The sequence below is a fragment of the Vibrio sp. CAU 1672 genome (genome assembly GCF_029223195.1).
Taxonomy (GTDB): Bacteria; Pseudomonadota; Gammaproteobacteria; order Enterobacterales; family Vibrionaceae; genus Vibrio.
This window is the reverse complement of record NZ_JARHUF010000002.1, coordinates 350534-364017: the sequence shown is the minus strand read 5'-3', so window position 1 is coordinate 364017 and position 13484 is coordinate 350534. Positions and strand designations below refer to the sequence as shown.

Below are 13484 nucleotides of genomic sequence, written 5' to 3'. Positions count from 1 at the left end.
AAGGCAAGCTCTGTTCCAAACGCCTGGTTCAGAGCTTGTTTTTTCTGCAAGCCATAAATGAAGTGATATTTTTTCCTAACCTAACCATTCCATGGGCATCACAGCAACTATTCGTTATCGTATGCTTTTATAAGCACTGATGTGTCCATGCGACCAAACCCTCTTTCTTGCAAAGAATGATATTGCTTATCTACCTCTTCAGTAAGGGACAAAATTAAACCATTTTTTCTTGCTTCGTTTAGACAAAACCCGAGATCTTTACGCATCCAATCGATTGCAAAACCAAAATCAAACCTGTTTTCAGACATGGTGACTGCACGATTTTCCATCTGCCACGAACCGGCAGCTCCATGTTTGAGTACATCAACAATCTGCTCTATGTCTAATCCGGATTTTTGCGCAAGCAGCACCGCCTCACTAAGCCCCTTTAACACCCCGGCAATGCAGATTTGGTTTACCATTTTACATCTCTGCCCCTGTCCATTTCCCCCCACTAAAACCGCTTGGTTAGAGTAGCTTGAAAGTACGGGAGAAACGGCTTCAAAAGCAGCTTTTTGCCCGCCGCACATAACTGTTAGCACCCCATTCTCAGCACCTGATTGGCCACCTGACACCGGTGCATCAATGAAATGTATACCTCTCTTTGCACACTCTGTCGCAAGCTCCTCAGCCAACTCTGCTGATGTTGTCGTGTGATCAAGCAAAACAGAACCTGCACGCAGGCTATTGAGTACCCCAGAGTCTCCGTATACCACACTCCGCACATCCTCGTCATTTCCGACACAAAGAGCAACAACGTCCGCATCCAGAGCAGCAGCTGAAGGGGTTGTTGCTGACTCACCTGCATACTCAGTTGTCCATTTTTGCGCCTTAGACTCGGTACGATTGTATACCGTGACACTAATACCTTGCTTCGAAAGGTGTCCCGCCATTGGATATCCCATGACACCCAGGCCGATGAAGGCGACTTTCGAAATCTCGTTGACTTGATTCATTCATTATTTCCTTGTTGCTGATGATGTCTGAGTACATTGAAATACCTTAATCGATCGCATTGACATATGTCAATGCGATCGATTACCTAAGTTAATTAATTTTCCAATTCAATTAAACTAAGTCATAATCTAAGAAAGTGATTGAAGTATCTGTAGGAGAACATGTGAGCAGCGCTAAGTTTGTTAAAATCGCAAAGGTTATTGAAAGGCGAATCAACAAGGGCGAGTACCAGCCTAACTCAAAGCTACCGACTCACCGAGAACTAGCATCTGATTTGGATACAACGCCTGCTACAATCGCCAAAGCCTATAGTCTGCTGGTTGATAAAGGTCGGGTCGAATCACATGTTGGAAGAGGAACCTATGTGTGTGCAAAGTCTGACTTAGGTAAAGCCATTCAGGCACCTGACGATAAAGACGATTACAACTTTTCTATTCTCCAGCCCTGCCTGTACAAAAATGTTGATGCAATTCAAAAGGCATACAAGCTAACTGCTGACTCGGTTACATCTGAGCTAATAGGGTACGTTGAACGTTCAGGACATGAAGCACATCGCCAGGCCGGTAGTACCTGGGCTAAGCATTTTGGATTAGAAGGTGGAAATGCGGCAAATACGATACTAACCAATGGCGCACAACATGCACTTTCTCTGCTCATCAATGCCCTCACTAAACCAGGTGATACCATAGCTGTTGAGTCTCTGACATACCCGGGTATCTTTGCTATAGCGAATCTTTCTGGCCGCAATATCGTCGGAGTTCCGCTGGATGAGCATGGTGTATCACCAGAAGCTTTAGACTCGGTGATTGTGGAGCATAAGCCCAAACTGGTTATTATTATTCCGTCCCACCAAAACCCTACTGGAATAACCATGCCCGCGTTCCGTCGCGAAGAGGTGGCTAAGGTTGTCAGTAAACACAACATCTGGCTCGTTGAGGACGACATCTATTGTTTTCTGGATGAGAAGCCAATACCTGCCATCAGCAATTTCATACCTGAACAGGCTTTTCATATTTCAGCGTTATCAAAAGCTATAAGTCCCGCGATGAGATGTGGATTTATCAAAGTACCAGACAGCCAAATTGGACTGATAAATGCTCATGTTCGGGCTAGTATTTGGCTTCCTTCTCCTATTAACTTTAGTGCAGCCACTCACCTTATTGAATCTGGTGAAGCGTTTGATCTGGCGCAGTCTCAGCGCATCACTGCTCAAGAGCGACAATCGTTAGCTCGCCAAATCATGCCATCCATCCAGTGTCGGTCTACTGGATACCATATTTGGTTACCGTTGCCGAACCCGTGGAAAGCAGAACATTTGGTTCAGGAAGCCAAAAACCAAAACCTTCTTGTCAGTAGCGGCAGCTATTTTGATGTAAACGGAATGGAAGCAAGTCATATCCGTCTTTCATTAATGTCTGTCAGTACAGAAGAGAGGCTACAGGAAGGAATGAGTAAACTAAAGAATCTGTTAAGTTCAAGCGTAAATACGCTATTTCCGTGTTAACCATGTTTAAAGAGATTCGGGAACCAGTCCGCAAGTAGCGTTCCTTATATAAAATAAACGAAATGTTGGTTTTGGGAAGATTCCGCGCATAGATACCGTGCGGTCTGCTTTGAGTAAAAGTCAGACTATATTGTATCAATCAAACGTATCGCCATACGGCATTTGCGTTGCTTTTGTGTTTATATTGGAGTTTATATGTTCTTTGAAGCGAAACCATTTCTGAGAGAAATTGAATTAAAGCGAGACAAAATTGAAAACTTTGAACAATTTCCATTTTGTGTTCCTTCTATCAAAGAACTGGATTTTCTTGAGTTTCACCCTGATGTGACGTTTTTTGTTGGTGAAAATGGTTCAGGGAAATCTACGTTAATTGAAGCGATAGCCGTTGCTCTGGGGCTCAATGCTGAGGGCGGAAACAAAAATACTGGCTTTGCTACCGAAAAAACGCATTCTGAACTAGATGGTTTTATAAAAACAATCAAAAGCTTTAAAAAACCTGAAGACTATTACTTTCTCAGAGCAGAAAGTTTTTATAATGTTGCTACATATATGGATCAACTAGTACCTCCACCGATACAAGGGTACGGAGGAAAATCGTTACACAAACAATCGCATGGCGAAGCATTCATGGCCACAATCACGAACAAACTTCGTGGCCATGGCCTGTATATTATGGATGAGCCAGAAGCGGCACTATCACCCACCAGGCAACTGGCCGCGATTTCAGCGATTCATCAGCTTGTTGAAGATGGTTCACAGTTCATCATTGCTACACACTCTCCGATTCTCCTGGCTTACCCCAGAGCAAAAATTTATCAGTTTAGTGAAAGTGGGATTTACGAAACAGCCTATGAAGATACGGAACATTATGAGGTCACAAAAGATTTTCTGAGCCGACACCAACAAATGATGAAAATTCTGATGGAAGAATGATTGGTTGGAGTAGCGCGGCACAAAAAGTAACCAGCACACCACTTAGTGACTTTGTTGTAATACGCATGACACATGGTCTCAATACGGAGGAATGAAGCGAGTTGACGTTTTTTGGTTAACAGGGAGACTTTCAGATCGAATGGGAAACCACGATCACGAAGGTTTATCGGCAAACAGATACATATCTAGTGGTTGCAGCAGGCAATTTTGAACTGGTTCATTGTTTCCGTCAATCCTATGGTTTGACTTCACCCCCTTCAGATACGAAAAAGCCGCTGTACAAACAGCGGCTTAAGACAAGCCACCAAAAATCGATTTTGCCTTATGTCTGATACAGACAAAACATATATCGGACTAAGTATCAATCGCCTGATACAGTGTAATTCACAGCCACTTTTTCAATTATTACTTAAAGTTATTGTAAGCAAGTGATTTGTAGCTTAGCACTTGGGGATCGTTCGCTAGCTCCTGAATCCACTCTGCAATATTGCTACCAAAGGAGTCAATTGTAATCGCTTCACCCTTGTGGTTTGTGAATCCTGCATTATTAAACGCATCAGGCACATTGCCGTAAACTTGAATAGTTTTGATGAATTTAACCAGGCTTTCATGCTTTGCTTGCGCTTCCGCTCTAGTCTTAGCTACCAGAAGGTAGTTAACCATAGAGCCGCGAGTGGTGTAATCACCTGATGTAAGCAGGCTGTTTACTCCACCCTGCGCCAGTTCTGCCATTTTAGCCCATGTCCATAGCTCTTGTTTAGCGAACACAACTGGAATACCTTCTTCCATGAATCGCGTCTCAAGAGTGTCATAGATTAGCGGTGCTAGCTCAAGAGCTTGAGTGTACACCATCATGTGAGTTAGCTCATGATTGAACACCTTTGCGTCAAACTCAGGGAATGAGCTAAGGTTGTTCGGCATGTTAATGTCGTAACCATTGTTGTACTTGCCTTTTACCTGATCGCCCTGGTAGTTAAAGCCTGTAACATAGATTTGAGCAGACTTGTTGACACCAAAGACTGAAGCCATCTGGTTTAAAACAAACTCGTTAGTGTCACCTTGAAGATTACACATAAGTTGTGCAGATGTGACACTTGAACACAAGCCATCGAAGTAACTTACATTTTCTTCATGCTTAACCGATACTGAGCGAAGGATTTTACCTGCTGTAACTTGCCAATCAAGTTGCTGCGCCTTGACTGAATCCAGATAACGAGTTGCTTTACAGTGGCTTGCCGTGTAAGCGCCGTAGCCCAGTTCTGAACAAGTCTTGCCACCGAATGACACATTCTTTGCGTCAGCTAGAATGGCAGAATCAATTACTGTCGGCATAAATGCATCTTGACGATCAAGATCATAAGCGATTAGCTCTGCAATTTCCTGGTCAAATCGCTTGAATGTGAAAGATACTGCTGACAATAGATCAGTGGTGCTATCGTAACCCCAAAGCTCTGCTTGTTTTTCAATGTAGCCCTGAAGCGTAAAGGCTACTGTGGCGATATCATCCATACTCGTGCTCTCTGAGAGAGGAATATTGTACGCAACATCTTTGTAGCTGTAGTGCTCACAAGAGCCCACAAATGCGCTATAAGTACAACGCTCATCGTTAGTCTCATTAACGTACTGAATGTCCGCACCAAGAGAGTCGTATGTTTTTTGCACAACGCGCTCTGCGCTATACGGCATGATTTCTGAGCCGCCATTGTCAGGCGTATTTGGATCAGTATTTCCACCTGCAGTTGTGCCGCCGTCACCTCCACCACACGCGGTTAGCACAGTCATCGCTGTAAGCGCAGATACGACTGCCACCAACTCTTTCTTAAACATCATTAAAACCCTCTGTTATATATTATTCAGCCAGTTGTACTCTCAGTACAAAAGCGCTTTTATTCAGGTGGCAAGTATATATAAGCTTTTGTTTTAATTTTGGTTAATCATGAACAACAATGATATTAATCATATATATATGGAGTTGAGTGCAAGGGTTGACCAGTTTCTGACTAATTCTTAGCCGCATGCAAAACTGAATAATACTCGCCGACTTTTTCCTTTTCATCCCTCCCTAAAAGGCACATATGATAAAGAGTTAAGAGAGCCTTCTCTTGCCCGCAGCTTGCGCAAGTAACTAAAGAGAAATGGAACGCCTTTGGGTAGCCCATAGAGAGAAGAGAAAGAGGGGTTACTACGCGCTTGAAGTACATGCTGTCTGGTAGTCTCGACAAATACATCTGTATCATCCTGTTGTATTTGTCGGCTATTGAGGTATAAAAACGAAAAAAGCCGTTGATAATCAACGGCTTTTTTACTGAAAAGTGGCGGAGAGATAGGGATTTGAACCCTAGATACGCTATTAACGTATGCCGGTTTTCAAGACCGGTGCTTTCAACCACTCAGCCATCTCTCCGTAAGTGCGGTGAATAATACGGGTTCAGCCGCCGGGTGTAAAGGCTCTTTCTGCGCTTTATTGACCGTTCGCCCAACAAGTGTGCGAAATGCTCAAAATCGCGTCAACTAATTGTAAGCGCGGGCAAATTTACCTGCTGACGTGGCCAGATAGCTGCCTGCATTAGCGGGAACAAACACCGACTCGCCCTTCTCAATCGTCACGTTGTCACCGTCAGCATGCGCGAGCGTCAGCGGGGCATCAACCGCAAACAAAATTTCCGCACCTTTAGTCCGGAGCAGTTGATCATGGCTCTGCTGGTATACGCTGAACTTAAAATCGGCCACCGGAATGGGGTAATGCTCTGTCCCCTGCTCTCTGTTTGGTGCCAGGCGCAATGTATCGGCAGAAATGGGCACGCAACGGGTGCAGGAAACCAGTTCCGGGACATCCATATATTTTGGTGTCAGGCCAGCGCGTAACACATTGTCCGAGTTGGCCATGATCTCCAGCCCGGTGCCTTTGATATACGCGTGAGGCGTGCACGCATCCAGGAACATCGCTTCGCCGGGCTGAAGCGTAACGGTATTCAGTATCAGCGGCGCGAACAGGCCGATATCCCCCGGATACTGCTCTGCCAAATGCAGGATAAGCGCGAACAACTCCTCTTCCTGATTTGCGTTGGCATAGGTCAGTAGCCCGGCCAGGCTGCGCTCTTTCACTTCACCTTCCAGCGATAGCATCGCAGTAAAAAACGTTTTCAGGCCAGTTTCGTTCTGGTTCACTGCCAGTTCATCAACAAGTGAAACGAGCTCTGCTATCTTCAGTGAGCGAAAGAAAGAAACGATATCAGCATACTCACGGAAACCGTTCATCGCCTGGTAAGGGGTTAACGCATAGACCAGTTCAGGCTTATGGTTTGGATCTTTATAGTTACGGCAACCGGCCGTTTGGTCGATACCCATCTGTTCTTCTTTGGCATAGCCAACTTCGGCCTGTGCTTTGCTCGGATGCACCTGAATAGATAATGCTTTTTCAGCGGCCAACACTTTAAAAAGATATGGCAACTCACCAAATCTCTCCGCCGTTTCCGCACCGATAACGGTTTCTTTATTGGCGGCTATAAATTCAGAGAGTAAGGTCGGCTGGCCTTCGACTTCAATTGTCGAACAACCATTTTGGTGTGCGCCCATCCAAATTTCCGCTTGTGGTTTCCCTTGCGGATTTTCTGTGCCAAATAATTGTCCAATCGATGTGGGGCTGCCCCATGCATAATCCTGAATCACATTACGCATAGGATAAAAGCGCGAAGAAATAATCATAGCGTTCCTTATTTCAAAATGCAGATTTCATAAAAACCCCAATTTATTTATGAGGTATTGATGAAATCCAATCAGAAATTATTAGCAGCAAGAAAAATACAGCCCATTGATGCGGACTATGAAAGGCCATTCATTCTATTTATTAATTTGCTTTGGTTAATAATAATAACCAAACACAACGACACCCAATAAAAAGCCCCCTAAAATAAGGGAGCTTATAAATAGTTAGCCATCAGAATTAAATAAGGCATCCGATTGAGAGAGAGATATTAATTATCAGCTTTGCATTATCAGGTTACATACTCATTGCGATGACTAAACCAATTAATACCGCGCCAATAATCAAAAACGGAATTTTCCGCGATGAGTCATTGTTCACCGGAGAGGAGCTGGCGGAACACACTTCAACCACATCTACTTCTTGCTCTATCGCAACCTCATCGGCTGATGCCTGATATTGCGGTGACACCAAAGCTTGATTAATCAAACCATGGGCATCTTTAATCGCCGCCTTGACGCCCGCTTTTACCAGGCACTTACCAGCAAAGCGGTTCAGGTCGACGACCTTGTCACAACTTACAATGATCGCATCGGCACGCTCAATTTCTTCGGCGCTGGGACTATTCTGAACCCCAAGCGAACCATTAGTTTCCACCTTGATTTGATAACCGAGCTCTTGCGCTCCCCTCTCCAGTGCTTCCGCCGCCAGATAGGTATGCGCAACACCAGCAGGACAGCCCGTGACCCCAATCAGAAAGCCCTTATCTGCCTCCTGGGTCACTTCTGTTGCTTTTTTCTCTAACAATAAAGCCAATGCTTGTTTTTCCGACTTCGCAGCAAGAAACGCGTCAATAAATCCATCTTCAATAAGTTTGGAAGAGAGTTCCGCCAGCACTTCAATGTGGTGATTTGCACCACCGTCCGGAGAAGCAATCATAAAAAAGAGTTTCGAAGGCAGGCCATCCTCGGCACCGTATTCGATCCCGCTTTGACTTATACCAATGGCCACCGCAGGCTCAATCACCGCTGCACTCTTGGCATGTGGCAGCGCAACACCGTCTTCAAAACCGGTATTACCCTGCTCTTCACGCGCGTATATATCAGCTAAAAACTGCTGCTGATCACTGACGCGGCCCTGTTTGTGCAGCAGGTCAATCATCTCAATAAAAACCTGCTCTTTTGATGTTGCCTTGAGATTAAGGCAAATTAACTGCTCATTAATCAAGTTGGTGATCATGAGTGCTCTCCCGTTAAATTTTTCTATCAGCATACTGGTTGCCGTTAAGGGTATTATCGACGTTTTCATTTATCGCTTACAGAGTACCAGTGTGGCTTTTACTAGAGATTTGTAATACGAATATTTTTACGTGATCGAAATCTCATAATCAGAGCAAGTAAGGAATCAACCAAAATAGAAGTCAACACTATGCATTCGCAATGAGTCATAGATATTTTGTATCAAATAAAAAATAAACACGAGCTATCGTGAATATCACATTTTCTTGTTAAAGAAGGTAATTTGTACGACCAACTTCACAATATAATATCTAGAGCAAAGACGGTTAAATAGAGAGGAAAAGAAAATTTCGGCAACGGGCCTGACCCAACAAGCGAAAAAAAGAATAAAAAAAGGATCTGATTAAAATCAGATCCTTAATAGTTTATTTATTAACCTTGCAGTTATTCACATTTTTCAAACAGCAAGCTGCCTTGGTCTTTGTTGTCCGCATCCAGTGTCAGTTTTACACTGTAGCTTGCGGCACTTAGACTGATGCTGTTATTGGATGAACCGGCATCATGCTTAAGCGCTTTGTACTCCACACCTTCCAGTAGCTTGATGTACTGGCCGTTCTCATTAACAGAGTACTGCACGCCCCAGTTGTCGGAATCATCAGCGATTTTGAACTCGGTTTTGGTCGCACTATCGATAGTGAAATATGCCTGGTAAAGGTTATCGCCCTTGTAGGTCAGCTGGTAAGTAGGCTCTGCTCCCCAACTGGACAGTGCACCACGGACAAACAGCTTGGTTGCGCCTAGTGGAGCGGCCTCGTCACTGTCAGGTAGTCGGCTGCACGAGCCTCCCTCAATCGCCTGAACCAAAGTCACGCTTACCGTCGGTTTGTCCGCATCTGCAGATGCGTCCAGCGTAAAGCGGTAAACCCCTTTCGTTGCAGCGTCAAGGCTAATGTTGCCACCGTCATCCTTCAGTTCCAGTGAACCTTTACCTACAGTAATATTACCGAAACCAAAGTTAGTTCCATCGGTCCAGTCGGCATCTGCAATCTTGAACTGCTGCGCGCCTGCCTCCAGTACCGTTTCAACTGTATAGATGCCGTTAGCAAATGACAGGACATTGTCGTTTGACCAGCTGTTCATGCTGCCTTTCAGGTAAATCTCCGTACCGCCGTAAGTTGGCACGTTTGACATATCCTTCTCGGCAACCGGAACGCCTTTACCCTGTGCACCGTCTTGTTTTTTAACAAATACCGCTGTAGTCAGGGCTGGTACCGTGAACTTGCCATCGGCAAAACTTGCTGTCTGCACGATTGCATCTGCAGATTGCTGCTGTACATCATGCAGGGTAAAGCCTTCGGCACCCGCAACCGGCATGACTTGTTGGTGAACCGTCGAGTTAACCACAATCACTACCGCATCAACGTTGCTGTCCAGATCATCAACACCGACACCATCATCGACAGACATCACGATCACACCCGAAACTTGATCTTCACCAGTATTGTGGAAGTCAATACGAGAATTGATCTGTTCAGCCGTATCCAGATGGAACAGTTGGCTGCTGGTACGGATCTTCAGCAATTCTTTAAACTGAGCGTCAGCCAGCAGAACTTCATCACGACCCGGTTGAGTTGCATCGTTTGCAATTAGGTGTTTAATGACATCGTAGAAAACACCATCCTTATCTTCACGTGGCAGACCAACGTTCCAGTTGTTGGTCAGTTCCGGGTTATCCAGCTCGAAGTCCACCTTGTTATACCAGTCACCAGAATCGTAGCTGTCGCGCTGCAAAGACTTGGAACGAAGCAGTGATGTACCCAACTGGAAGAACGGAACACCCTGGCTTAGGATCACCGTACTGTTGCCCACATTTTGCATTCTCACCCGATCTGCCAGGCTAACACTGTCAGCAATCTTGTACTGGTTAATATCCCAAAGCGTCTGGTTATCATGCTTAGAAATATAGTTGATGGTTTCTTGTGGATTCTCAGCGTAACCGGCTGGCGCACTACCATATTTGATATCCTGACCGCGTTTAGTCTGGCCATTTTGATCTTCCAGCAGGTAGTTTTTCAGGTTACCGGCCATACCCAGGCGAACAATGTCCGTCTGATGGTTTAGCTCTGCTTGACTTTCCTGGTTATCAAACTCCGCACCAGCATTACCAAAGCCTTTACGGGTTCTGATCGTATCAGGCGTATCGTTGTATCCGGCACCACGAACAGCATCACGCAGACGGTCACTGTAAGTACCATAACCGGTACCACCCATGTTCCACTGTGAACCGTTCACACCACGGCGGTTGTTCACTGTTTCAGCGTAGTCCCAGCCTTCCATATAGAAGTAGGTACTTGGGTTAAACTCGCGAATCTTATCACGCGCCTTAAGCAGGTTGGATTTCATGTGGAAACCGGCAAGGTCGAAACGGTATGAATCAATCTTGTAATCCTGGGTCCACATAGCCAGTGAATCAATCATCACTTTTTCCATCATCACCTGCTCGGTTGCCGTGTTGTCACAGCAGGTCGAACGTTCGACCTTACCGGTAATTTCATTCAGGCGGTGGTAATAGCCAGGAACCAGCTTGTCCAGTACCGATTGCTCATTCAGGCCTGACGCATTAGTGTGGTTGTAAACCATGTCCATCACGACTTTAAAACCCATGTTGTGCAGAGCCTGCACCATTTCACGGAACTCTTTGATCCGCACCGTTCCTTCAGCATCCGTTGAGGTACTGCCCTCAGGCGCGTTGTAATGGTACGGGTCGTAGCCCCAGTTGAAGCTGTCGAACTTACGCAGATCATTCATCAACGACTGAGCGTCTTTGGAAGCAGGGTCGTAGCTTTCCAGCAGTGATTTTAATGTCTGGCTTGGATCCGCACTCTTACATAACCCGGCAGTCGCATTCAGTTTGCACAGTTCAGCAACGGTGTTGTTCAGATCCACCCGTGTGGCCGGGTCTTCGTTCACCGTACCAATATCAAAGGTTGGCATCAGGTGAACATAAGTAAGCCCGGCTTCCTTCAGAGATTTCAGGTGTTTAACACTATCACGATCATCTTCGGTAAACGCCATGTATTTACCGTTGTACTCCTCGGTACCTTTGGTGTCGTTGACACTGAAGTCACGGATATGAACTTCATAAAGCACGGCATCAGACGGCTTGGCATCTTTGTCAAACTCGTAGCTATCCCAACCGTCCGGTTTGAGCGTTGGATCGTTCATATCAACAACCTGTGAGAAGCGGCTGTCGGTAGAGAAGCTCAGGGCATATGGGTCGGTCGTCTCGAAGACCTCGATCTTATTGCTTACCGGATGGTAAACCTTAACCCGGTAACGGTAATAATCGCCCACGGCAACATCATCAGGTGTCAGTTTATACACCCCGTCACCATCTTGATCACTCATTGTGTAGGTGTTTTTCAGCTTGCCTGTGTCAGCTTCGCTGTAAACGAGCAGTTCAACACTCTGTGCCGTCGGTGCCCATACCCCGAACACCACGCTGCTGCCATCCAGTACCGCGCCAAGTGTTTCTTTATCAGCATTCTGATCCTCAGCGTCACCACCGGTATACAGTACATCCAGTACGCCAGGGATCTGAACCTTGGTCGCCTGTACGATCTCGCCATCGCTATTGCGGGCTACCGCAATCAGCTGACCCTTGAGGATGTCACGTTTAAAATCAACATCACCATCAATAGAGAATGCCGCCCAGTCACTCAGGTGCGGGAAACGCTTCTTAACACTGTCAGTGGTGGAACCATCTTTCAGCTCAACGACCTTACCGCCGGAGATCGACTGGTTCTCGCCGTCAAACACCACATCAGCAGTTTTAGAGTAGTACAACTCAACTTTAGTAGCGCCTTTAGCCTTATCCCACAGCAGAGTATCTTCATCTACCCAGTGCGCTGACGCCCCAGAGAGTTCGACCGGAAGCGCATCATCAAAGTTATCCAAAATGGCTGAGTTATCCGCCGATACAAAGCCCTGACGGTCTTTGATTTTAGCGAACTCCATTTTCATATCACCGGACTGGCCATCCGGCGTACGGATGATAAAGTTGACACAGTCGCTTTCTGCCTGACTCTTAAGCGGCAGCACCCAGTAAGTGCCGATTTCATCATGACCAGTGGCTTTTACGCCGCCCGCGCCCCAGTTATCAAAATCTTCAATTTTGTCAGCGTCGAACGCATCGCAAGTTTCATTGTTCCAGACATGCAGCGTTTTATCCACCACGCCTGCATCAGCGCTATCTTTGGAATAAATGACAACTTCAAGATCGTTGGCCACCTCGCCATTAGCCGGAGACGTGTCGGTAGAACTCGAGCTTTCATAATTACAGCCAGCCATCAATGACAGCGACATTGTTGCCAACGCCACTTTGGTAAGTTTGGTTTTCATTCTTGTTCCCGTATATGGTTAAAAGCCTGCTTTGCGCAGGTTTCACGTTTGCCAGCTAAAATAATTTCCTTGCTGGTCAATTTGTTGGTACCAGAGAAACGGATGCACTGAATATACGCAGGAATAGGCTTCGTGGTAACCACTGATAAATCCCTAACCTGTCGTTAATACACCCTTTGTAATACCTCAGAGCAATTTTTCTTTGCTCGCGATGATTGTATTTTTAGCCAGAGGAATGAAACCAGCCTAACAGGGGGAGGATTAGGGAGGAGATAAGGGGAGGACAAATAATGCGGAAGGAGCCAAGTCACATTAATCAGGTTGATTATTGAAAGTTAACAACGGCAATTTCCCCCTGAATAACGCAAGTCTCAAAAAAACCAGTCCACCGGAGGGCAAAAATGAAAAAAAATAACGATGAAATTACAGGACTATCAATATAATTACAGGCAGAATAATTCACTTAAGTTATCATTTACAGCTTAAAAACCACCCTAAAAATATTGACTTAAATATCACTAAAAATAACAAACCTAAAAAAGCAACGTCTGCATATAACATCTAAATATATAGCCACAAATGCTTATATTAAAATACTCCGAACACACATTGTTAATCTCAACACAATCGAAACCTGTTTCTTCCGGCGACGCTTAAAAAAACTGCAAATGATAAAAAAGTGCCTATCAAACAGTGCAAAAAAACAGAG

6 protein-coding genes, 1 tRNA gene and 1 pseudogene are annotated in these 13484 nt (G+C 45.4%); 2 read left to right on the top strand and 6 right to left on the bottom strand.

The genetic code is table 11. The annotated features are described in order from the left end of the window. Window positions 1-107 precede the first annotated feature (107 nt). The gene (locus P2G85_RS03850; protein ID WP_275862795.1) at window positions 108-995 is read right to left on the bottom strand and encodes an NAD(P)-dependent oxidoreductase; all 888 of its coding nucleotides are present in this window, start codon (window positions 993-995) and stop codon (window positions 108-110) included. Window positions 996-1159: 164 nt separating this feature from the next. On the opposite strand from P2G85_RS03850, the gene P2G85_RS03845 reads away from it, so the two are divergent. Both P2G85_RS03845 and P2G85_RS03840 read left to right on the top strand, forming a co-directional pair. Next, complete coding sequence (locus P2G85_RS03845) at window positions 1160-2500, top strand: PLP-dependent aminotransferase family protein (protein WP_275862794.1); 1341 nt, start codon at window positions 1160-1162, stop codon at window positions 2498-2500. A gap of 195 nt (window positions 2501-2695) precedes the next feature. After that, window positions 2696-3433: an AAA family ATPase gene (locus P2G85_RS03840; RefSeq protein ID WP_275862793.1), complete on the top strand. Its 738-nt coding sequence runs from the start codon at window positions 2696-2698 to the stop codon at window positions 3431-3433. 405 nt (window positions 3434-3838) lie between these two features. Here the strand turns inward: P2G85_RS03840 and P2G85_RS03835 are convergent, their stop codons facing one another. The 5 genes and pseudogenes from P2G85_RS03835 to pulA all read right to left on the bottom strand — a co-directional run bounded on the left by P2G85_RS03835 (window position 3839) and on the right by pulA (window position 12775). Continuing rightward, window positions 3839-5263 (bottom strand): hypothetical protein, encoded by a 1425-nt coding sequence (locus P2G85_RS03835; protein ID WP_275862792.1) that lies wholly within the window; start codon window positions 5261-5263, stop codon window positions 3839-3841. Window positions 5264-5746: 483 nt separating this feature from the next. After that, window positions 5747-5837, bottom strand: a tRNA-Ser gene (locus tag P2G85_RS03830). A gap of 107 nt (window positions 5838-5944) precedes the next feature. After that, complete coding sequence (manA, locus tag P2G85_RS03825; protein ID WP_275862791.1) at window positions 5945-7138, bottom strand: mannose-6-phosphate isomerase, class I; 1194 nt, start codon at window positions 7136-7138, stop codon at window positions 5945-5947. Window positions 7139-7442: 304 nt separating this feature from the next. Continuing rightward, window positions 7443-8375: pseudogene (locus P2G85_RS03820) on the bottom strand (fructose PTS transporter subunit IIA); the annotation flags it as partial. A 443-nt stretch (window positions 8376-8818) separates the two neighbouring features. Then, on the bottom strand, window positions 8819-12775 hold the full coding sequence (pulA, locus tag P2G85_RS03815) for a pullulanase-type alpha-1,6-glucosidase (protein WP_275862790.1): 3957 nt from the start codon (window positions 12773-12775) through the stop codon (window positions 8819-8821). Between the last annotated feature and the right edge of the window lie 709 nt (window positions 12776-13484).